General features: G+C 51.2%; 19 protein-coding genes. 7 read left to right on the top strand and 12 right to left on the bottom strand.

What is annotated here, in order from left to right; all coding sequences use genetic code 11:
• Window positions 1-266: 266 nt before the first annotated feature.
• The 9 genes from gltB to AC3ZPD_RS09600 form a co-directional block, all read right to left on the bottom strand.
• On the bottom strand, window positions 267-4,862 hold the full coding sequence (gene gltB, locus AC3ZPD_RS09640; protein ID WP_490984077.1) for a glutamate synthase large subunit: 4,596 nt from the start codon (window positions 4,860-4,862) through the stop codon (window positions 267-269).
• 708 nt (window positions 4,863-5,570) lie between these two features.
• Window positions 5,571-7,763, bottom strand: a complete 2,193-nt coding sequence (locus AC3ZPD_RS09635; protein ID WP_490984076.1) for a YhgE/Pip family protein — start codon at window positions 7,761-7,763, stop codon at window positions 5,571-5,573.
• A 57-nt stretch (window positions 7,764-7,820) separates the two neighbouring features.
• Window positions 7,821-8,402, bottom strand: coding sequence for a TetR/AcrR family transcriptional regulator (locus tag AC3ZPD_RS09630; RefSeq protein ID WP_490984075.1), 582 nt, complete (start codon window positions 8,400-8,402; stop codon window positions 7,821-7,823).
• Window positions 8,403-8,544: 142 nt separating this feature from the next.
• Complete coding sequence (locus tag AC3ZPD_RS09625; protein ID WP_490984074.1) at window positions 8,545-9,420, bottom strand: cell wall hydrolase; 876 nt, start codon at window positions 9,418-9,420, stop codon at window positions 8,545-8,547.
• 411 nt (window positions 9,421-9,831) lie between these two features.
• On the bottom strand, window positions 9,832-10,164 hold the full coding sequence (locus AC3ZPD_RS09620) for a KGG domain-containing protein (protein WP_490984073.1): 333 nt from the start codon (window positions 10,162-10,164) through the stop codon (window positions 9,832-9,834).
• A 180-nt stretch (window positions 10,165-10,344) separates the two neighbouring features.
• The gene (locus AC3ZPD_RS09615; RefSeq protein ID WP_490984072.1) at window positions 10,345-10,515 is read right to left on the bottom strand and encodes a hypothetical protein; all 171 of its coding nucleotides are present in this window, start codon (window positions 10,513-10,515) and stop codon (window positions 10,345-10,347) included.
• Between the two features lie 293 nt (window positions 10,516-10,808).
• Complete coding sequence (locus AC3ZPD_RS09610) at window positions 10,809-11,270, bottom strand: Dps family protein (RefSeq protein WP_490984071.1); 462 nt, start codon at window positions 11,268-11,270, stop codon at window positions 10,809-10,811.
• A 239-nt stretch (window positions 11,271-11,509) separates the two neighbouring features.
• Window positions 11,510-11,893 (bottom strand): DivIVA domain-containing protein, encoded by a 384-nt coding sequence (locus AC3ZPD_RS09605; RefSeq protein ID WP_490984070.1) that lies wholly within the window; start codon window positions 11,891-11,893, stop codon window positions 11,510-11,512.
• Between the two features lie 230 nt (window positions 11,894-12,123).
• Window positions 12,124-12,336, bottom strand: a complete 213-nt coding sequence (locus tag AC3ZPD_RS09600; RefSeq protein WP_490984069.1) for a twin-arginine translocase TatA/TatE family subunit — start codon at window positions 12,334-12,336, stop codon at window positions 12,124-12,126.
• Window positions 12,337-12,488: 152 nt separating this feature from the next.
• Here AC3ZPD_RS09600 and ytaF point away from each other — a divergent pair, with 152 nt between their 5' ends.
• From ytaF to AC3ZPD_RS09585, 3 genes are all read left to right on the top strand, one after another.
• On the top strand, window positions 12,489-13,106 hold the full coding sequence (gene ytaF / locus AC3ZPD_RS09595) for a sporulation membrane protein YtaF (RefSeq protein WP_490984068.1): 618 nt from the start codon (window positions 12,489-12,491) through the stop codon (window positions 13,104-13,106).
• A 182-nt stretch (window positions 13,107-13,288) separates the two neighbouring features.
• Entirely contained in the window at window positions 13,289-14,233 is a 945-nt protein-coding gene (locus tag AC3ZPD_RS09590; protein WP_490984067.1) for a hypothetical protein, read from the top strand.
• 84 nt (window positions 14,234-14,317) lie between these two features.
• On the top strand, window positions 14,318-14,563 hold the full coding sequence (locus AC3ZPD_RS09585) for an NHLP leader peptide family RiPP precursor (RefSeq protein ID WP_490984066.1): 246 nt from the start codon (window positions 14,318-14,320) through the stop codon (window positions 14,561-14,563).
• A gap of 59 nt (window positions 14,564-14,622) precedes the next feature.
• Here the strand turns inward: AC3ZPD_RS09585 and AC3ZPD_RS09580 are convergent, their stop codons facing one another.
• Window positions 14,623-16,536, bottom strand: a complete 1,914-nt coding sequence (locus tag AC3ZPD_RS09580) for an ATP-binding protein (protein ID WP_490984065.1) — start codon at window positions 16,534-16,536, stop codon at window positions 14,623-14,625.
• Window positions 16,537-16,781: 245 nt separating this feature from the next.
• On the opposite strand from AC3ZPD_RS09580, the gene AC3ZPD_RS09575 reads away from it, so the two are divergent.
• Together AC3ZPD_RS09575 and AC3ZPD_RS09570 are read left to right on the top strand one after the other, a co-directional pair.
• Window positions 16,782-16,958 carry a hypothetical protein gene (locus tag AC3ZPD_RS09575; RefSeq protein ID WP_490984064.1) on the top strand — a complete coding sequence of 59 codons (177 nt, stop codon included), beginning with the start codon at window positions 16,782-16,784 and terminating at the stop codon, window positions 16,956-16,958.
• 86 nt (window positions 16,959-17,044) lie between these two features.
• Window positions 17,045-17,464, top strand: coding sequence for a hypothetical protein (locus tag AC3ZPD_RS09570; RefSeq protein WP_490984063.1), 420 nt, complete (start codon window positions 17,045-17,047; stop codon window positions 17,462-17,464).
• Between the two features lie 90 nt (window positions 17,465-17,554).
• On the opposite strand, the gene AC3ZPD_RS09565 is transcribed toward AC3ZPD_RS09570, so the two are convergent.
• Window positions 17,555-18,418, bottom strand: a complete 864-nt coding sequence (locus tag AC3ZPD_RS09565) for a methyl-accepting chemotaxis protein (protein WP_490984062.1) — start codon at window positions 18,416-18,418, stop codon at window positions 17,555-17,557.
• Window positions 18,419-18,574: 156 nt separating this feature from the next.
• On the opposite strand from AC3ZPD_RS09565, the gene AC3ZPD_RS09560 reads away from it, so the two are divergent.
• On the top strand, window positions 18,575-19,369 hold the full coding sequence (locus AC3ZPD_RS09560; protein WP_490984061.1) for a peptidylprolyl isomerase: 795 nt from the start codon (window positions 18,575-18,577) through the stop codon (window positions 19,367-19,369).
• A 49-nt stretch (window positions 19,370-19,418) separates the two neighbouring features.
• Window positions 19,419-19,958, top strand: coding sequence for a hypothetical protein (locus AC3ZPD_RS09555; RefSeq protein WP_490984060.1), 540 nt, complete (start codon window positions 19,419-19,421; stop codon window positions 19,956-19,958).
• A gap of 107 nt (window positions 19,959-20,065) precedes the next feature.
• Here AC3ZPD_RS09555 and AC3ZPD_RS09550 read toward each other — a convergent pair whose 3' ends face one another.
• Window positions 20,066-20,347 carry a hypothetical protein gene (locus AC3ZPD_RS09550; RefSeq protein WP_490984059.1) on the bottom strand — a complete coding sequence of 94 codons (282 nt, stop codon included), beginning with the start codon at window positions 20,345-20,347 and terminating at the stop codon, window positions 20,066-20,068.
• Window positions 20,348-20,384 lie beyond the last annotated feature (37 nt).

The following is a 20,384-nucleotide window of genomic DNA, read 5'->3' as shown; positions in this document are numbered from 1 at the left end:
CGCTCCTCTTTTTAAACATTGAAATAAAAATACCTGCATGCAGCATTTATCCGGGAGGGATTTCGCCCTGCCAGACAGTATTTTCCTTAATTGTAACACATCCGTCAAACCGGCATCAGCAAGGGGAACAACAAAAAGCCGGGTTAAGGCGACCTGCCTTGAACCCGGCTTTTTTTTATCAAAACCTAACTCCTATCAACAACGGATGACTGCAGACGATTCAAGATGAACAATGCCGCTGCAGCCTTCTAGTGTTGCTGCACGATTTAATTGCCGGCTCTCGCCATCTCGCGCATGTTGGCCTCGAAAGCGGCCAGCAGCGCCTCTTCACCCTGCAATCCGTCGTCATGAACCTTGCGGATTTGCTCCAGCATACGTTTGTAGTCCTTCGGAATGACGCGGACGAACTGCGGCAGCGCTTCGGACCAGGAGTCGAGGACCCTGCGTCCGGCTTTGCTGTCTGTGTACAAAACGTGGCGGCTGATCAGCTTGCGCAGCTCTTCCTGCTCTGCGTTGTCCTCCACCCGCTCCAGCAGCACCATTTCCAGATTGCAGCGGCTTACGAAGGTCCCCTCCGGATCATATACATAGGCGATACCGCCTGACATCCCTGCCGCAAAGTTGCGGCCGGTGCCGCCCAGCACGACTACGCGTCCGCCGGTCATATATTCGCAGCCGTGGTCGCCCACGCCTTCAACCACGATGTTCGCGCCCGAATTCCGGACCGCAAACCGTTCTCCGGCGATGCCGTTGATGTAGCCTTCCCCGCCGGTAGCGCCGTAGAAGGAAGTGTTGCCCGCGATGATATTCTCTTCCGGCGCAAAGGTGGATTTCGGCGACGGCTTCACGATCAGCTTGCCGCCGGACAATCCTTTGCCCGTATAGTCGTTGGCGTCGCCTTCGACGGAAAGCGTCATGCCGCGCGGTACAAACGCGCCAAAGCTTTGGCCTGCGGAGCCTTCAAAGTGGAAGCTGATCGTATCTTCAGGCAGCCCTTTCGCGCCGTACTTGCGGGTGACTTCGCTGCCGAGCAGCGTTCCTGTCGAACGGTCCACGTTGGTGATCGGGAAACGCGCGCTGACCGCTTCGCCGCGCTCCAGAGCCGGAGCGGCCGCTTTCATCAGCTGTTTGTAATCCAACGTCTCTTCGATGCCGTGATTTTGCTGACGGGTGCAGTAGCGGGCCGTTCCTTCCGGAAGCTCAGGCATATGCAGCAGGCTGGACAAGTCTACCCCTTTTTTCTTCCAATGGCTGACCGCTTCGTCCGTATCCAGACAATCGGTGCGGCCGATCATTTCGTTCAGGCTGCGGAAGCCAAGCTCCGCCATCCATTCCCGAAGGTCTTCCGCCACAAAGCTCATAAAGTTGACCACATGCTGCGGGTCGCCCGTAAAGTTTTTGCGCAGCTCCGGATTTTGGGTTGCTACGCCGACCGGACAGGTATCCAGCTGGCAGACGCGCATCATGATGCAGCCTACCGCCACAAGCGGGGCGGTGGAGAAGCCGTATTCTTCGGCGCCGAGCAGAGCGGCTACCGCCAAATCGCGGCCGTTCAGCATTTTTCCGTCCGTTTCCAGCACGACGCGGTCGCGCAGCTTATTGAGCATCAGCGTCTGATGCGTTTCGGCAAGGCCAAGCTCCCAAGGCAGACCCGCATGGCGGATCGAGCTTTGCGGGGAAGCGCCTGTGCCGCCGTCATAGCCGCTGACGAGGATCACGTCCGCACGGCCTTTGGCCACGCCTGCGGCGATCGTGCCGACGCCGGCTTCCGACACCAGCTTCACGTTGATGCGCGCTCTGGCATTGGCGTTTTTCATATCGTAAATGAGCTGTGCCAGGTCCTCGATCGAATAAATGTCATGGTGCGGAGGCGGGGAAATCAGACCTACGCCCGGCGTAGAGCCGCGAACCTCGGCTACCCAAGGGTAAACCTTGCGGCCCGGCAGCTGTCCGCCTTCGCCCGGTTTGGCGCCCTGCGCCATTTTGATCTGAATTTCATCCGCATTCACCAGATAATGCGACGTGACGCCGAAACGTCCGGACGCAATCTGCTTGATCGCGCTGCGACGGGAATCGCCGTTGGCATCCGGGATATAACGCGCCGGATCTTCGCCGCCTTCGCCGGTATTGCTTTTGCCGCCGATGCGGTTCATGCCGATGGCAATCGTCTCATGCGCTTCTTTACTGATCGAACCAAAAGACATGGCCCCGGTTTTAAAACGCTTCATGATGGAAGCGGCAGATTCTACCTCTTCAATCGGCACTTTAGGTCCTACCGGCTTCAGTTTCAGCAGGGAACGCAGCGTCAGGTGACGTTCGTTTTCCCCCTGCACCAGCTTTGCAAATTTCTTGTACAGATTGTAGTCGCCGGTACGGACCGCCTGCTGCAGCAGATGAACGGTTTGCGGGTTGAACAAATGTTCTTCGCCGTCCGCTCTCCACTGGTAGTCGCCGCCCGAATCGAGCACTTCATCGCGTCCGCTTTGTTCCGTGAAGGCACGGAAGTGCATCGCGAGCGCCTCCATGGCTACTTCTTCAATGCCGATGCCGCCGATGCGGGACGGCGTCCAGGTAAAGTAACGGTCCACGAAATCCTGCTTCAGGCCGACGGCTTCAAAAATTTGCGCGCCGCGGTAGGATTGAATCGTGGAGATGCCCATTTTGGACAACGTCTTCACGACGCCTTTGGTTGCTGCCTTGATGAAGTTTTTAATCGCTTTATCCAGCGACAGGCCCGTAATCATGCCCTGCCCGATCATGTCGCGGATCGTTTCGAAAGCAAGGTAAGGATTGACCGCGCTGACCCCGTAACCAAGCAGCAGCGCAAAATGATGCACTTCGCGCGGTTCGCCGGATTCCAGCAAAATCGTAACCTTCGTGCGCGTCTCCCGCTTGATCAGATGGTGATGCAGGCTGGATACGGCCAGCAGCGAAGGGATCGCCGCATTTTCGGCATCCACGCCTCTGTCGGACAGGATAAGCACGTTATGCCCTTTATCGATAACCCGGTCGGCCGCTTCGCACAGCGTTTCGACAGCCTGACGCAGCCCTTCCGCGCCTTCGGCAGCCGGGAATAAAATCGGAATCGTCATCGCGCGGAAACCCGGACGATGCACATGCCGGAGTTTCGCGAATTCCTCGTTGGACAAAATCGGCGTCTCCAGGCGAATCTGTCTGCAGCTTTCCGGCTCCGGATTCAACAGGTTGCGCTCCGGACCTACCGTGGTCCAGGTTGAAGTAACCAGCTCTTCGCGAATCGCATCGATCGGCGGATTGGTGACCTGCGCAAACATCTGCTTAAAGTAGTTGAACAAACGCTGCGGACGGTCCGATAAGACCGCGATCGGGGCATCGTAGCCCATGGAAGCAATCGCTTCCTGGCCTGTCAGCGCCATCGGCTCCAGCACCTTGCGCAGCTCCTCGAACGTGTAGCCGAAAGCCAGCTGCTGCTGGGTCACGTTGTGATGATTCGGCTCCGAAAGCGCTGGCGCATCCGGAAGCTCTTCGAGCGTGATCAGATGCTCATCCAGCCAGTCGCGGTACGGATGTTCCTTGGCAATCTGGCCTTTCACTTCCTCGTCGGAAATGATCCGGCCTTCCTTCGTGTCCACCAGCAGCATGCGGCCCGGGCGCAAACGGTCCTTCAAGGCTACGTTTTCCGGCGGAATGTCAAGAACCCCGGCTTCGGAGGACAACACGATAAGATCGTCTTTGGTTACATAGTAGCGGGACGGACGCAGACCGTTGCGGTCCAGAATCGCCCCGATTTGAATCCCGTCGGTGAAGCCCATGGCGGCAGGTCCGTCCCATGGCTCCATCAGGGTGCTGTGATATTCGTAAAAAGCTTTTTTGTCCTCCGACATGCTCTCATGGCTATTCCACGGTTCAGGAACCATCATCATGGCGACATGCGGCAGGGAACGGCCGGACAAATACAAAAATTCGAACGTATTATCAAACATGCCGGTATCGGAACCGTCAGGGTTAATAACCGGTTTCACTTTCTCCAGATCATCGCCGAAAACGTCGCTTTGGAACAGCGATTGGCGGGCCCGCATCCAGTTCACGTTGCCGCGCAGTGTATTGATTTCCCCATTGTGAATCATAAAACGGTACGGGTGCGCGCGCTCCCAGCTCGGGAACGTGTTAGTGCTGAAACGGGAGTGAATCAGCGCAATGGCGGATTCCAGACGGGAGTCCTTCAAATCCAGGTAAAATTCCCCTACCTGTTCGGTCGTCAGCATGCCTTTGTAGACGATTTTGCGGCAGGACAAACTTGGCATGTAAAACTGATCGCCTTCTGCGGCGCCGCCATAACGGATATCAAGCTCCGCTCTACGACGGATGACATAAAGCTTGCGTTCAAAATCGATGTCCTGCTTCAGCCCTTCGCTGCGTTTGATAAAAATTTGACGGACGAAAGGTTTAGCGGCTTTGGCCGTTTGTCCCAGCATTTCGTCAAAGGTAGGCACCGTGCGGAAACCGAGCACCTCCTGCCCTTCCTCCCTGGCTATTTCGGCCAGGCGGTTCTCCTGCTGCGCGCGGATCTCTTCGTCATGCGGCAGGAAAATCATGCCTACCCCGTATTGCCCCGGTTCCGGCAGATGGAACCCTAATTCTTCACATTCTTCAGCAAAAAAACGATGCGGAATCTGCAGCAAAATACCTGCTCCGTCTCCGGAATTCGGTTCGCTGCCCTGTCCGCCCCGGTGCTCCATGGCCACCAGCATCGTCAAAGCCTGGGTGACAATATCATGGGAGGCGCGGCCTTTGATATGGGCTACGAAGCCCATGCCGCAGGCGTCTTTTTCAAAAGTCGGATCGTACAGACCCTGTTTAGCGGGAATGTCAGTATGTTTCATTCTCAAGCAACCTTTCTGTACGTTATTTCTTTCATTCGGAAACGAATCTATTTGAATCAAAGAGGGTTAACAGCGTCCGGCAACCAAATTTCATGCATAATTATTCAGCTCAGACTTCCTATTAGTTTTAATATTTTAGCACTGCAAAGCTTAAGAGGATAATTCAAACTTTTTATGATGGTAAAAAGTTTTTTTATGACCTGCGATGGAAGTTATTTCTGCGGGCTTTATCCGGCGTCAAAATAAGTAACATGATTTTTTCTGTTTTCTTTTATTTTATACATTTTATATGCATATTTATGCTATTCAATTAATAATAGGGCTATTCACTCAAAAATCTAACATGTACATCACAAAATTTCAGGTTCATTTTGAAGAATACAATGTGAATTCCTTTTATACGTTAATTTATTTAACATTAAGTTTACAAATTGGTAGCGCTTTACGGATTAGGCCATTGTACCGGAGAGGCGACATTTATTTATATTCAACCTCCGCCCAATTCGATCCAATCCTTTCCAATTCCGTTCAGGCCCGCAGCTCCTTATCCAAGACGTCCGATATTTCCCCGAATAGGGGGACTCCGGCCCCCTCGGCTTTGAAAACTTATATAAGGAACAAACACAAAAAAGCTGCCCCCATCTCCCTGAAGGAAATTGAGGCAGCTTTTGGTTTTTTAGCAAAATCCATAAATGGCAGCCCGATCGGTTAAACCGATGCTGTCGTTTGTTCCTTGCCTGTAGATACGGACGATTCACGCGGCGTATGCGTAATGAAATAAATCAAGGTCAACGCTACAAAAATAACGGCGTAAATCAATAACAGATCCAGTTGATTCCACATGACGCTGAAATCGCCGCTGGCAATGACGGCTTTGAAACCCGCTACCGAATGGCTCATCGGCAGCCATGGGTGGATCGGCTTCATCCAATCCGGAAGCAATTCGACCGGGAAAGTCCCGCCGCTGGTCGTCAACTGGAAGATCATCAGCAGAACAACGACAAACCGGCCCGGCTGATCCAGCCACGTTACGATCGCCTGAATGACCATCATATAGGTCAAGCTGGTGACGAACGTGAACAGGTAAAATTTCGGCACGCTCTCCACTTCCAGTCCAATGATGCTGTGCACGATAAAGGCCGCCACCAGCGACTGGAACAAACTCATTGCTCCGAAAGTCAGGAACCGGCTGACAAAACGCTGCCAGCCCGTAGCCCCTTCCACGGACGTCCCTCTCATCGAAAGGATAATCGTCGAAAGCAGAGCGCCTACAAACAAGCCAAGCGACAGGAAGTACGGCGCAATCCCGGTGCCGTATTTGCTGATTTTGCGGCTGTCGTTTTCCTGGACGTCAACCGGCTGGGCGTACATGGACACCACGTCGTCCCCGCTTTTCACTTGAGCCGTTTGACCGGCGGCATCGTTAAGCTTGCTCGCCAACTCGCCCGAGCCGCTGACCAGATCCTGCATGCCGCTCTTCAGCGTGCCTGCGCCTTCATCCAGCTGCTTGGAGCCGCTGGCCAGCTCGCTGACTCCGCCGCCGAGCTGCGTCACGCCCTGCTGCAGCGCAGCGGTTCCCGCTGCAAGCTGGCTGGCTCCGTTCGCCACCTGATGGCTGCCGGACGCCGCTTCGGCAAGCTTTTTGCCGAATTCGCTCATGCCCTGCGTCAGCTGCGGGCCGGCCGCCTGAAGCTTGCCGGCTCCCTGCACCAGCTGCTCCTCGCCGCTGACGACCTTGTCGCTGCCGGAGGCGAGCTGCTGATTGCCGGCAACCAGCTGGTTGCTGCCCTCCAGCAGCTGTTTCTGTCCGTCCTGCAGCTGCTGGGTGCCCTGCGCGACCGCCTGGCTGGTCGCCAGGAGCTTCTGCACGTCTGCGTTTTCGGCCAGTGCCGGATTCGCTTTGACCAGCTGATCCAGCCCTTGCGCTAAACCGCTCGCCCCCTGCGCCAGCTGCTCCGTGCTGCTGACCGAGCTTTGCAGCCCCTGCTGCAGCTTCTGGCTTCCTTCCAGCGCGGAGTGCAGACCCTGATTGATCTGGGCGTCCGCGGACTGGGTCTGCTTCAAACCGCCGGCCAGCTGATCCACGCCCTGAACGGCTTGAGTCGTGCCGCTTTCAAGCTGCTTATGCGCCGCGCTTAATTGGTCCAGACCGCTTGCGAGGCTCGAGGTTCCGCTATTAAGCTCCCCGGCTCCGCCGCTCAGCTTGTCGACACCGCTCTTCAGCGGGCTGATACCGCTGCTGAGCTCCGTCGTGCCGGCCACCAGCTTGTTCAAATTCTCTTTAAGTTTTGCAGTTCCGTCTTCCAGCTTGCTGGCGCCTTCATGAATATCTCCGGCTCCGCTGCCTGCGTCCGCAAGGCCGCTTGAGAGATCCGTCACTTTGCCCAGCAGGCTTTCCGTGTAGGCTTCCGTCACTTTGGCGGAAACCTGGGATTTGATATCCTTCACCGCGCTGTTGCCGATCTGGCCGGCAATAAAGTTATAGTCGCCGTTTGGCTCATAGATCAGATCGGCCGGCTTCGGTTGGTCCTCCATCAGCGTAGTCGCCTGTGAGGAGAAATTTTCCGGAATCGTGATCTTCATATAATATTTGTTGTCGGCAATCCCCTTTTCAGCTTCCTGCTCACTGACAAACTGCCAGTCAAAATCCTTGCCGTCCTTCAGCTCATCGACCAAATCCTGGCCGATATGCAGGGACTTCCCTTCGTATTCCGCCCCTTTATCCATGTTAACGACGGCCACCGGCAGTTTATCGAGATGGCCGTAAGGATCCCAGAAGGCTGCAATCAGCATGCCGCTGTATAGAATAGGCACAAAAATAACGGCAATAAACGAAATGATGTTCAGCGGTTTCTTTGCCCCGAATTTCAGGTCTTTAAGAAAAACAGATATCGCCTTCATGACAGGCTCCTCTCCTTTGCTCTCTATTTTTAGTTCTACGGTTTGTTCCCGGTTCCGTTAAGGCCGGAGGGCAAAACCTTCCCCCAAAATAATCCGGAAATAATGTTTGATATCCTCTTTATCCAGCGCTTCATGCTGCTTATTCCAATCCAGACTTAAGGCGATATAGAGCTTCAGCATAATAAAGGAAACGATTTTCGGATCGGCCGAAATGATCTCCCCCTGCCGCACCGCTAACACCACCTGGCGCTCGATATAATCGAGAATGACATTTTCCACCCGCTGCATTGCTTCCTGAGCCTGAATCGTCCCGAAGTCGCGGACTTCCTGCGCCAGTTTGACCAGCAGGCCATGTTCGCTGCGAAAATCCAGCATAGCATCCAGGCCTTTGTAAAGCTTGTCGAAAAACGCCTGATCGTCCCGGATTTCCCGGAGCACGATTTCCTTCATCTCCGCCAGAACCGACTGCAAAATTTCATCAAACAGCTCTTCCTTATTGGAAAAAAAGGTATAAATCGTCCCTTTCCCGACGTTTGCTATTTTGGCCACCTGATCCATGGTCGTCGCTTTGTATCCGAATAATGAAAAAGATTTGGCGGCCGCCTCCAGCACCTGCTTGCGGCGATCTATGGCAGGCATCGCTCTCCCCCTTCGTATCTTTTTTTATAAAAATGACCAAAATTCAAATTCGGTCAGTCAGTCAACCAACATCCAACACTTTACCACTCTTTGGGGGACAGTTCAAGGCTTCGAGGCCGGTTTTTATGGAAAAATTTAAATATTATTTATAAAAAGTATGGTTGCCGATTGTCTTCGTTTTTGTTTTATGATGGTGAACGCTTAAATCCGTCGCCAGCTTCAAAGACAGAAAATAATAAGTATCGTCGCTGACTTCCTTATGGCCGTTTAAGGCTTCGGTTACCGCACGCCGGGTATCATCGTTTGGCTGGACGCGGTTAAGCCGCCCGTTCGCTACGGGGCTGAATTGATGTTTTTCATAAATAACGTCATGAATGGTATCGGGAAAATTGGCTGACCGCAGCCGGTTCAGGACAACGTTGGCAACTGCCACTTTGCCCTCGTACGGTTCGCCTTCTGCTTCTGCCATTACGATTTTCTCCAGGAGAAGCAGATCTTCTTGGGTCACGGTGTAGGTGCTGGTTGCCTTGTCTTTGTCTTTCCTGGGCAGCAGCGATGTCCGCGTAAAGAAGAGAGTTATGGGAGGTGTGGATAAATGGGTTTTACGGACCTGCTCGGCCGCTTTTGCCGCTGCTGCGGCTGAGGCTCCTTCGGATGCTGGAGCCCCTGCCTGGCCCGAAATCTGCGGTTTGTCGGCACGGAAAAGAACCGGCATGCCCGGTACAGCGGGTTTGCCGGGATCATTGCTGCCATAGGAACCTGTTCGGCCGGCCGGCATGCTGCGGCGAAGCAGAAAAGGATCGGATGTTTTCGTAACCATAGTCTTGGGTTTCACCGCGCGCAAATCGCCGGCGGATGATTTCTTTGGAGCAGACGTAAGAGCAAAAGCCGACATTTCCGTCCTTGCTCCAAGACTCCTCTCCTGCTGCAGGCCCCAAAGCAAATAAAAAGCTCCTATACAAATAAAGATGGTGCTGATTAACAAAATTAAAATACGGCTGTGTTTCAAAGCTTCCATAGTTTCCTCCTTGTTTCGGCATCTCTACTTGACGTTCCGCCCGAAACCTCCCGATTGCAGCGGGAACCGGAACGCCTGCTGGGTAACTAATTTGACCCACTCCCCTCTATGTAACCCAAACCGGCAGGTTTGAACACTTTTGCTCTTGAATCGGCAAAAATTGGCGGCCAGACTAGCATCCGCTGGGACGCCAATTATGAGGTGTAAAGGATACATAATAGTTCCTGTAAAATGAAAAAAACTGATGCCAGGCAAGCTGCCTGACATCAGCCTTTTTGCTATTTTAAGCTTAAGCTTTATTCCTATTAATAAGGGACACGTTCTATTGAACTTTAGAGCTATTGAGCTTTAGGGCTGCTGAACCTTGGAGCTAATAATCTTGGACGCATGGATCCTTGGAGCGGCTGCTCCTTAGTCATTGCGCTGCCTGGATCTGGCTTCGCCGCCTTTGCGGCCTGCTTCCTCGCGGCTCATCTTGCCGTCGCTTCCGTCATGCGGAGCGCTGCCGCCTTTGGAGCCGATCTCCTGATAAAATTCCTTGTCATGGGAATCGGAGGTCGCTTCACCGCCTTTGCGGCCAATATCCTGGTAAAACTCGCGGTCATGAGAATCGGAAGTCGATTCGCCGCCTTTGCGGCCGATCTCCTGGTAGAACTCTTTATCATGACTTTTTGACGTTGCTTCTCCACCCATTCGGCCTGCTTCTTCACGGCTCATCGGACGATTATTATCTTTTTGTGCCATTAGAATCACTCCTAGTTGAGGTTTTTTTTCGTACCATCGGGTACGCTAGTATATTAAACTTCCTTCCGGCGTTTAAACGGGGTTAGCAACCATTTTATTAATTAGAAAAAAAGCCCAGAACCTTCTGGGCTTGATCAAGCTTACATACCTTTATCTCACAAAAAAAGGAGGATCAACGCCTCAAATCGCCTGCTTCTCTCCGCGCTCGCAGGACATCTCCGTTTCATAGACCCGGACATATTCCGGTGCTACCGGGACGTAGGTTTCCTGATCGATCAGAAATCCGCTTCCTACCCTTTTTCCATTTACCGTTACCGTAATTTTCGTAAAACCCTTTTTGGCTTGTTCCATCTTCTATTCGCTCCTTATATATGCTTTTCATTTTCTGCCTGTTCTTTTATCTTCCATATATCCCTAACCGCTTAAGCGGCAATCAACGTACCTGGCATGAAATAGATTTACCCAGTAAGCAATAATCGAAACAGTCTCGCTGCAGTTCTCCCTTGCTCCGGCACTTTTCCGGATCTGTCCCAGGGCAGTTTGGCTTAAAAAAATTAAAACTCCCTAACCCGGAAACGGAAAGGGAGCTTAAACAGCGGTCTATCACTTTAACAACTTAACGAAGCATCCTTAAAAAGTTTGGCTTATTTGCCGAGGTAAGCGTTCAGCATCCAGATCTGTTTGTCCAAAGCGCCTTTAATGCCGAGCAAAAGATCGGAAGTCGCTTGGTCTCCGGCTTCTTCAGCCGCATCCATGCCTTGTTTCAATTCAGCCGTGAGGGATTCAAAATCGCTGATCACGGTTGCGACCATTTGATCTGCGCTCTCCGAGCCAGCCGCTTCTTTCAGCGTTGCCGTTTCCAGCACTTCTTTCAGCGTAGCCACCGGTTTGCCGCCAATCGCCAAAAGGCGCTCTGCAATCTCGTCCAAATAACCGGCAGCGGAATTGTAAAGCTCTTCGAATTTGGCATGCAGCGTAAAGAAATGGTTGCCTTTCACATACCAGTGAAAATTGTGCAATTTCGTGTAAAGCAGTGTCCAGTTGGCAACCTGGCGGTTCAAATGTTGTTCCACAGCTTGGTTTGTAGCCGAATTCAAAGTACTCATCGTTCATTCCTCCATCTCATGTTTAAGCTTATTGGGGAAACGGCCTAAAAAGCCGTTCGCTCATCTTTTTTTAAATTTAGACTTATTCTAAATCTTGATATCATCATAACACCTTTAGTCCAAAAAAACAATGCGAAAATTCCAAATCATGCAAGAACATTTTTATCCTGCACATTTGAACGGATTTTATGCCTTCCGATTTCGTCTGCTTCTAACCAAGCTTTTACCTTGCTCCCGCTTTAAAAATCGTCTTTCATGTTCAGCTTCAGGTTCTCCAGCGCCCGCTCCAGGCTGCGTATGCCGTCTTCCACAACTCTGCGGTCAACCGTGTTGGTATTCTCTATTCTGGCGCGCTGAGCGGCAAACGTTCTGCGTTCCTCTTCCCAGTTCGACTGCCTGCGCTGGATTTCCTTGTATTTGTCGAGCAGGTCGGTAATGATATCGTAAAACCGCTCATAATCTACAATGATGTCGTCCAAAAAGCTGTCTACCTGTTCCTTATCGTATCCCCGCATCTTGGCGTCAAAATCTTTCTCGTGTATGGTCAGCGCATCCAGCTTGATTCCCAGCTGTTTGAATAAACTTTTTTGATCCTCGAGCTTCCGGTTGTAATTGTCCTGCATCTTATTGTCCCTCCGTAAATCAATGTTTTCTGTTAACAATGTACCACATTCGGCCCAAGTTTTTAACTTGCCCGAGTCAGGGGCGGCTTTACACCCGTCCGCAGCCGTATCCTTGCAGGCAAAACCCTTACCTTTCTTCCTAATTATGTATAAAAAAAACACCGCCTGCCCTGTTCCAAAAACGGGGCAAGCGGTGTTAAACAGGCTCGCGTCGCTCGCCTGGCAATCCCTTATGATTTCTTCTCTTGAATCGTATCCTCAATAACCGGGCCGTTGTCCGGCAGCTTGTCTCCCGCCGCATCGCCGCGGATAGTCCGTCTGAATTCCCGAAGCATCGTGCCAAAACTGCGGCCGAGTTCGGGCAGCTTACTTGGCCCAAACAGCAACAAAGCCGCTACAGCTAGCAGGAGCAAATGGGAAGGCCGAAGCAAATTTTCCAGCACTGATACCCCTCCTCGATCATTCTTTCTTTGATTATACATGGTAACGCCCTGAAAAGATAACGTTTTGTGCGCCCGGTCATCAAATCGTCAGAAACATATCCTGGGCTCTGGGCATATGCTGTGTTGAAAGTTAAGGCAAAGGAGCGAACATCATGTCTTCTTACCATTTGCTGGCTATACTCGCCATTGGCTTGGCCTCCAACCTAGACAACGCCGGAGTCGGTATTGCTTACGGCGTCCGAAGGATCCGCATCCCCTGGTACTCCAATCTGGCGGTCGCCCTGATTTCCTTTCTGGGGACGCTGGTGTCCGGCGCATTCGGAAGCTTGCTGGCGCTGTGGATCCATCCCTGGATTGCACACGTCATCGGCTCCGCAGTCATTATAGCCGTAGGAATCTGGGTGCTTTTGCAATCCTCCAAAGAACAGCAGGTTCCGGAAACCGCCCCCCCGGAAAGCGCAGGCCATTTCTCCAGGCTGCTCCGCAACCCGGAGGAAGCGGATAAAGACAGCTCGAAATCGATCAGCCTGAGCGAAGCGGCCGTTTTAGGCATCGCTCTGGCCATGAACGCTTTGGCCGGAGGATTTAACGCGGGCGTCACCGAGCTTAACATCTGGCTGACGGCCCTTTCCGTAGGTATCTTCAGTTATTTGCTGTTTGCTTTCAGTTCCTGGTTTGGCGAAAAATATGCGGCCGAAAAGCTGGGCAGCCGGGCAACGGTCATTTCCGGCGCGCTGCTAATTTTGATCGGCTTTCTTCAATTATGGTAAATCCGGGGCAACCTTTCGAATAGAACAACAGCCGTCCGCCAATCAAGCAATTCCCGTGCGCGGCGGCTGCTTTCAGCCCTTGTCTCTGCGACAAAAGAAATAGATGTAAACAAATAGTCCCATCTTTTATAATATATTCTGTTCATGAGATAACAGCCTGCTAAATTTTGGGAGGTGCTCGAATGGAATGGTATAAAAGTTATGAAAAAGATCTGAAAGAGGCGTTTAAAGAAGCAGAAAGTCGCATTTTGGCGTGGGATTCCCCCTTTCAGGGACAAGCTCTTCAGTTTTTGGAGCGATTCGACATCACTAAACGGGAGGTGCCAACGAACTATATTTGCTTCCTCTTGCCTTTTTGGATGGAACCCGCAGCCGGCCATGACCGGAACCTCAGCAGACGGATTTCATTGACGCATATCTTCGGGATGATGGCCTTTCATCTGCAGGATAGAGCCATGGACGAGCCTGGCGCCGATCTGCAGCGCCTGCTCCCTCTATCCGCGCTGCTGCACAGGGAATTTCAGCAGCTGTACGGTGAGATTTTTCCGGCAGCCTCCGGTTTTTGGGAATACCATAAGCGGTATTTGTTCCAGTGGGCCGAAGCGGTAAGCGGCGAACAAGAACAGGATTGGTTCCATGTGGACCCTGTCAGAATGGGCCACAAGGCTTCTTTGGTCAAGCTGGCCGGAACCGGACTGCTCCTTCATGGCGGACGCCCTGAATGGATTCCCGCAGTCGAGAAAGCCGTGGACCAAACGCTCGTAGTGCTGCAGATGCTTGATGACTGGGAGGATTGGGAGAAGGATCTGGAGGAAGGCAGCTACAACAGCCTTGGCGCTTTGGCCCGCGTTAAGCTGGCTCTGCCCGAGGAGCAGCCGCTGACCCCTGATGGCATGAGAGAAGCGTTGTTTACCTATAACGCCTTATCCAGCTTTGCCGCGCGGGCGGAAAGCCGGGAGCCTGACGTCTTTGAAGTTAAGCCTTTTGTCCCGGAACTCTATTCCTTCTATCATTTTCTGCTGGACAACCTGCACAATGGGGCCGCTCAGATCGAGCAGGAGAAAATGCTGCTGCAATCAGGCGGACTGCAATATTTTTTGTCAAAATCAGTTGTAAAAAATGGATAAAACCATAAATTGTACTAGCTAAGCCGCTCTATTAATGGTAAACTTAGTAGGAAAATATAACCAATTTTGAAAGGATGATGTGATATGTCAACTGGAGCTCTTCTTCAATCCCAGCTCATTCAGAAGGCCTGGCAAGATCCCTCTTTCAAAAGCAAGTTATTGTCCGATCCGAAAGGAGCCATTCAGGAGTTTTTAGGCATTTCCCTTCCGGACCACATTTCCGTCCGTACGGTGGAGGAGAACGCAGACGAGTTTTATCTGGTATTGCCTCCGGCCCCTTCTTCCGTGCTCGAAGCCAAAGTCCAGCCTCAAGCGATGTGGAATTCTTAATTCTTAATGCTATCGTTTAAGTCATAAACCTTAATCTGCGAAAGCCGCCGGTTTCCTGCTCAGGCTTCACCTGACGGAAACCGGAGCACGGCTTCGGTGCCTTTCCCCTTCTGGCTTGTAAAATTCAAGTTCCCCGCCATTGCTTCGATAATTCGGAACGTCACCATCAGCCCCAGCCCAGTTCCTTTGGTTTTGTTTGAGAAATAAGGCTCTCCAAGCCGTCCCATTTCCTCTTCCGTCATTCCCTCACCGTTATCCCGAATATGGATATAAACGTGTTTGTTGACCTCATAAGCCCAAATCCGGATTTCCCCTTCGTCCTGAAAGGATTCAATACTGTTTTTAATAATGTTGATACAAGCCTGCTTAAATTTCGAAGAACTTCCCATGACGGTCAGAGTCGGCGGAATGTCCACCTCGATTTTCCCGCCAACCAGGTGAACCATTGGCTGCAGGATCCCTTCAATATGCCTGAACTCTTCATTTACATTCAACTGGCGGGTTTTGCTGCCTTCCGGTTTGGCGAAAGTCAGAAAGTCCGTAATGATCCCGGAAGCGCGATCCAACTCTTCAAGGGCCAAATCCAGATAAACCCGGTCCTGGGAGTCCGGCTGTTTTTCCCCAAGCAGCTGGATAAATCCCCGTGTAACCTGCAGTGGATTGCGCACCTCATGAGCGACGGAAGCGGCCAGCACGCTGATGATCTCCATTTTTTCCGAACGCTGCAGTTCGTTGTTGAACATTTCAAGCTTGCGGGAATACTCCACGACCTGCTCATGATTTCTGGCGAATCTCCGGCCCAAAATAACGATAAGCGAAATAACGAAACAAAGAACGCCCCATTTCCACAGCACCAGGCGGTACTGCTGGCTGCTGGCATAATAAACGATAAGCTCCCCGATTCCGGTCAACGCCAAGAAAGCAAGGCCGATCGTAAAGATGATCGCTTCCTTATTGCCTCTAAAAGCATTTAAGACCGCATAAAGCACCAGCACCGCAAGCTGCGCTATCGTCACATATCCAAGAAGATTGCCCGTAATCTGGTCATATACGTAATCGATTCCGGACGACGTAATCCGGTCCAGCAACAGCAGGGAAAAACATAGCAGGGAATAAACCGTCTGGAAAATACGGCAGCCCCGGATGAAGGCGATATATTTTTCTTTATCAAAAATTTGTTCCACATAAAAGATAAAAACCGGCAAAAAAACAAATAAGGCCATATCAAACAGATTATAATAATACGCTTCGTACCTTCCATAAAAGGTGTACAGAAACGGCGAATAGGTAATGACGAGTATGCCTATGCACAATATAACGACCGTTAGGGCAAGCCAGCCCCGGATATTGGCTTCATTCAAAAATAACGTACACAGCAGCATAACGACCGAAATAAAAATAAATGCGCTGCCCAGCACAAAATCCGATAAATCGCTTTTGACGAAATTGATCAGCAGCGGCATAAACGGACCGATTTGGATATCTTCATATAACCCGATCTGACCGCTGTTTGAAGAGACGCCTATGTACAGGGTCTGCTGCTCCGAGCCGTTCTCCATATGAACGGGAAGGAGCAGATTATTCACATCGCGGCCGCTGAGGTGGTCCACACTGTAAACCACTTTGTTCTCATATAAAATTTTCACCCGTTCCCCGTAGAGCTTCCGGATCATAACAGCGGCATTTTCGCTGGCCTGGGGCAGGGAGACTTTAATCCACAATGATTCCGTCCGGTCCCTGTCGATTTCGTTTGACGGAAGGGGAGCTTCTGAAGACGCTCGTACCCATTGGCCGGTTTGCTCAAGCTGCTCCTCCGTGATATCGGGTCTTAGAGAGTTGACCTCCCAGACCTGCCAATCGCTGATTTTGGTGCTGCTGCCCGCTTGTTCCCTCCAATCCGCGGCGGGCACAATAACGGCCCCCATGATAAGCAGGACCAATATAATAACTATTGTTCTTAACAAATACCTCATTAGCCACCCCTGGTTTAATCTTATGAGTCAGGCGCCATTCCCCGCAGCTTTCCCGCATGTTGACTGATTGTTCAATAACCATCCATCTTTGGTTTGGATTTCGTAAAATACAAACTAACATTATCAAATTTTACCATATGGGTAAATAGATAATCCTTTTATGGTTCAGGAAAGGAACTGCCGTTTATTAAATGATCAAGGATAAATGACTTTATTTTTAGCCCATTAAAAAGGAGGAGAAGCCGATGTATGAACCACGGGATCGCCGTGAGACAAGCGATGTAGACGTTGAACGCAGGGAAATTCATAAACGTTCCGACTCCAGCATGGTAGCTTCAACCTTTATTAAATATGCAGCTTATATTATTTTGTTTTTTGGATTTTTATACTTTCTGGTCAGATATGTATTCCCTAAATTCTAAAAGAATGGTTCGGTTGATTCAGGCGAGGTTTGGGTAAACTCCATTAAAGGAAAGGATTTGCTACTTCAAATCGGGAGGACTATCCAATGGACAACTTCGACGATAAATTCGATGAGATGGCTGAATTCAACGGGCAAGGTAATGCTTCAAGAAGCAATATTGAAGACCCGATCAATAAAACCTACGGTGACCGTATGTTCGAGCAGTACGAGCTCCTCGGCGAATATAAGGATGAAAACGACATCCCGAGCGACGACCTGCTGCCTCACGATACTCGGATCACCCAGAGTCTAAGCTCCTACGATGACGAAACGGACCGGAATACGGAATTGCTGGACCAAGGCGAACTCCCCGATGTGCCGGATGCGGACGACATTCAACCGGAGAGCCCGGTCGATGCGGCTGCCCAGCCTGTAGACGTTATGCACGGCACCGATCTGATCAATGGAGCCGGCGCGGACGAGGAAGATGCTCCGCCGCGGGACGGACTTCAGGAAAAGCTTTGAGAAAAGAAGCACCCCGGTTTCTACCGGCGGTGCTTCTTTTGTTGTACCCGCTTTTTCTTGTACCAGCTTATCTTAAAAGCGGGGCCCTTTCTATTCGAGGGTAAAACGGCTGATTAATTCATTTAATTCGTCCGCTTGTTTCTTCGGTTCTTCCGTCGAGGAAGCTACTTCCTGGGCCAAAGCAAGCTGTTCCTGCGCGGAAGCGGAAATCGTTTCCGTATTCCGGGCATTTTCCCTGGAGAGCTGCTGGACCTGACCGATGGCCTGATCGACATTCCCCGCCTCTTCCTTCATCCGCTGCAGCTTGTTCGCAGAAGCTTCGATGCTTCGGGCCAAACCCTGTACGGTAATCAAAATATGATTAAACGCCGTTTCGGAGGATTGTGCCGCCTCAATGCCTTCGCGGACGGAAGTCGCAACATGCGTCATGGAGACCTGGGCGCCGCCCATTTCTTCCGTTACTTTCTCGATCAGGTTCCGGATCTGGTCGGCAAATAAGGCAGCGTTTTCGGCCAGCTTTCTGACTTCCGCGGCTACCACCGCAAATCCCCGGCCCTGCTCCCCGGCTCTGGCGGCTTCAATAGACGCATTTAAAGCAAGCAGATTGGTCTGCTGGGCGATGCCGGCAATCACCGTAACAATGCTGCCGATTTCTTCAGTCCGTCGCGTCAGGCCTTCTATGACGTTGTCCAGCTCCTGGACATGGGCATGAATGGAGTCCATTTTGCTGGTTGTGGTAGCTACGGATTCATTGCCCTCCTGGGCCAGCTGGGAGGTAACGTTCATCATCACATGAACTTCGCCGATTTCATTCGCAACCCCGGTCACCTCACCCGCCAAATTGCGTACGTTGTCCGCCCCTGTCTCCATGCTGACGAGCTGCCTTTCCCCTCCGCTCGCGACCTCCTGAATCGCGTCGCTGATCTTCTCCTTAACTGTAAACTGTCGGCGCATGTAAGTTTTGCTTGGCGAATAACCAATTCGACGAATCCCGAGAAAATTCCTTCCGGATTCCGCTTCCCGATTTATAGAGATTTGGCTCTGTTTATTCGGGATGTTATGATAGGATTATCAAATTTTAATTCCATCGAATCAAGGAGGCTTTTTTTCATGAAACGCCGCATCACTTTTGCTCCAGCCCTATTGACCTTAATGCTGGTGCTTGTACTTGCACTTACCGCCTGCGGGAACAAAACGGCAGAAGCGGGCAATACCGGCAGCTCCAACAACAGCAATTCCGCTTCGAACGCCTCAAACAACGCCGGAAGCAGTACGGATAACGGAGCCAGCGCCTCCGAAGCTCCAAGCTCGGCCACGCCTCCATCGGACGATCCCTCCAAGGAAGTTCAGCCTGACCCGGCCTTCACGTCTCCGGACAATCCGGTAGTCACCATTGAAATGAAAACCGGAAACAAAATCGAAATCGAGCTGTATCCTAAAGCGGCTCCCAATACGGTCAACAATTTCATTTCCCTGGCTAAAAAAGGTTTCTATGACGGTACCAAGTTCCACCGCGTCATTCCCGGATTTATGATCCAGGGCGGAGACCCCCAAGGAAACGGGACCGGCGGTCCCGGGTATTCGATCGCGGGCGAATTTACTTCGAACGGCGTCCAAAACGATCTGAAGCATACACGTGGCGTTATCTCCATGGCCCGTGCTCAGGATCCGAATTCCGGCGGCTCCCAGTTCTTTATCATGGTAGCGGACGCCGATTATTTGGACGGGCAGTATGCCGCCTTCGGTAAAGTCATTAAAGGAATGGCTACCGTGGACGCCATTGTGAACCTTCCGCGCGACAGCAGCGATATGCCCGCTGCAAACGATCTGGATGTCATGAGCAAGGTTACCGTAGACACCAAAGGCAAAACCTATCCTGAGCCCCAAAAATCCGGCTCGCAATAAGTTCTGTTTAAGCTCCCCCTGCTTCCAATTTGGAGGCGGGGGGATTTTTTTGCCAGGAACCGTATATTCCTGCCTGCGCGGTATTGATAAACATCCGAAGGCGTTTTATAATTTCTATAGTTGGAATAATTTTACTGATAAAGAAGGGTATCACATGCTTGCAGACTTATTCAAACCGCTGAAGCCGAACAGCGGATCCATCGTGATTGCCACTTTATATGGGGGTCTGGGCGAATATTCCGGAGTATATGTAGGCGATCAACAGGTCATTACCCTCTCAAGCAAACATACGCCGGAACTGATGAGCTTGGAACAATTCAGTCAGATTCATTCCACTTCGTTTAAAAGCGAGATTTATCTGGCTTACCGTCCATTTAAACGTCAAGCGGTCAGCTTTCCCGAAGCAGCGCAAAGAGCTCTACATACTTTAAGCAGCAGCAGCTACAAAACCATGTTGATTAACAGCCATCAGTTTTGTTCAGGATGCATCACAGGCAATTTTGACAATGAAGATGTCCAGCTGTACGAATTAAAAAAAAGAATTAAAGATTACTACCCCCATCGGCATTTTTGGCACAAACAATGTTAACCTCGTGACTAGCCAATCATACGAAAAAGCCCCTTGCGCAAGGGGCTTTTTCGTAGTTTGGACCCATAAACAGATACCTGGCAGACGTCTTGTCATTAGCGTACTGATCAGGATTTCCGTTTCACGTCATCATTGGCCTGTCGGAACTTTTTCGTTTGGGCGGCATGCAGGAAGCCGCCTATGCTGTATATAAAGATACTGCCGACAATACAGCCGATTCCTCCCATCAGGTACATATTCCGGTCATTAAAATCAGATAAACGGACCAGACAAAGAATAATGCCGACAACCAATACGACCCAAGCGATCGTAGTCAGGGTTAATGCAAAATAGTGGCCATTTTCACGCATTTCTTTCCTGTTTTTAAACGAATATATTTTAGCGGCCATGCTGATCACTCCCGGTCAAATTTTGGACATTCCCTAA

Source organism: Paenibacillus mobilis (genome assembly GCF_058267595.1).
This window is presented reverse-complemented; position numbering and strand designations above follow the sequence as displayed.

Bases quoted from the DNA above. Each gene is read 5' to 3' on its own strand.
- AC3ZPD_RS09615 (WP_490984072.1), bottom strand. From the start codon at position 10,515: ATGGAACAAGCCAAAAAGGGTTTTACGAAAATTACGGTAACGGTAAAT.
- ytaF (WP_490984068.1), top strand. From the start codon at position 12,489: ATGTCTTCTTACCATTTGCTGGCTATACTCGCCATTGGCTTGGCCTCC.
- AC3ZPD_RS09590 (WP_490984067.1), top strand. From the start codon at position 13,289: ATGGAATGGTATAAAAGTTATGAAAAAGATCTGAAAGAGGCGTTTAAA.
- AC3ZPD_RS09550 (WP_490984059.1), bottom strand. From the start codon at position 20,347: ATGGCCGCTAAAATATATTCGTTTAAAAACAGGAAAGAAATGCGTGAA.
- AC3ZPD_RS09625 (WP_490984074.1), bottom strand. From the start codon at position 9,420: ATGGAAGCTTTGAAACACAGCCGTATTTTAATTTTGTTAATCAGCACC.
- AC3ZPD_RS09610 (WP_490984071.1), bottom strand. From the start codon at position 11,270: ATGAGTACTTTGAATTCGGCTACAAACCAAGCTGTGGAACAACATTTG.
- AC3ZPD_RS09620 (WP_490984073.1), bottom strand. From the start codon at position 10,164: ATGGCACAAAAAGATAATAATCGTCCGATGAGCCGTGAAGAAGCAGGC.
- AC3ZPD_RS09605 (WP_490984070.1), bottom strand. From the start codon at position 11,893: ATGCAGGACAATTACAACCGGAAGCTCGAGGATCAAAAAAGTTTATTC.
- AC3ZPD_RS09570 (WP_490984063.1), top strand. From the start codon at position 17,045: ATGGACAACTTCGACGATAAATTCGATGAGATGGCTGAATTCAACGGG.
- AC3ZPD_RS09565 (WP_490984062.1), bottom strand. From the start codon at position 18,418: ATGCGCCGACAGTTTACAGTTAAGGAGAAGATCAGCGACGCGATTCAG.
- AC3ZPD_RS09585 (WP_490984066.1), top strand. From the start codon at position 14,318: ATGTCAACTGGAGCTCTTCTTCAATCCCAGCTCATTCAGAAGGCCTGG.
- gltB (WP_490984077.1), bottom strand. From the start codon at position 4,862: ATGAAACATACTGACATTCCCGCTAAACAGGGTCTGTACGATCCGACT.
- AC3ZPD_RS09560 (WP_490984061.1), top strand. From the start codon at position 18,575: ATGAAACGCCGCATCACTTTTGCTCCAGCCCTATTGACCTTAATGCTG.
- AC3ZPD_RS09575 (WP_490984064.1), top strand. From the start codon at position 16,782: ATGTATGAACCACGGGATCGCCGTGAGACAAGCGATGTAGACGTTGAA.
- AC3ZPD_RS09630 (WP_490984075.1), bottom strand. From the start codon at position 8,402: ATGCCTGCCATAGATCGCCGCAAGCAGGTGCTGGAGGCGGCCGCCAAA.
- AC3ZPD_RS09580 (WP_490984065.1), bottom strand. From the start codon at position 16,536: ATGAGGTATTTGTTAAGAACAATAGTTATTATATTGGTCCTGCTTATC.
- AC3ZPD_RS09635 (WP_490984076.1), bottom strand. From the start codon at position 7,763: ATGAAGGCGATATCTGTTTTTCTTAAAGACCTGAAATTCGGGGCAAAG.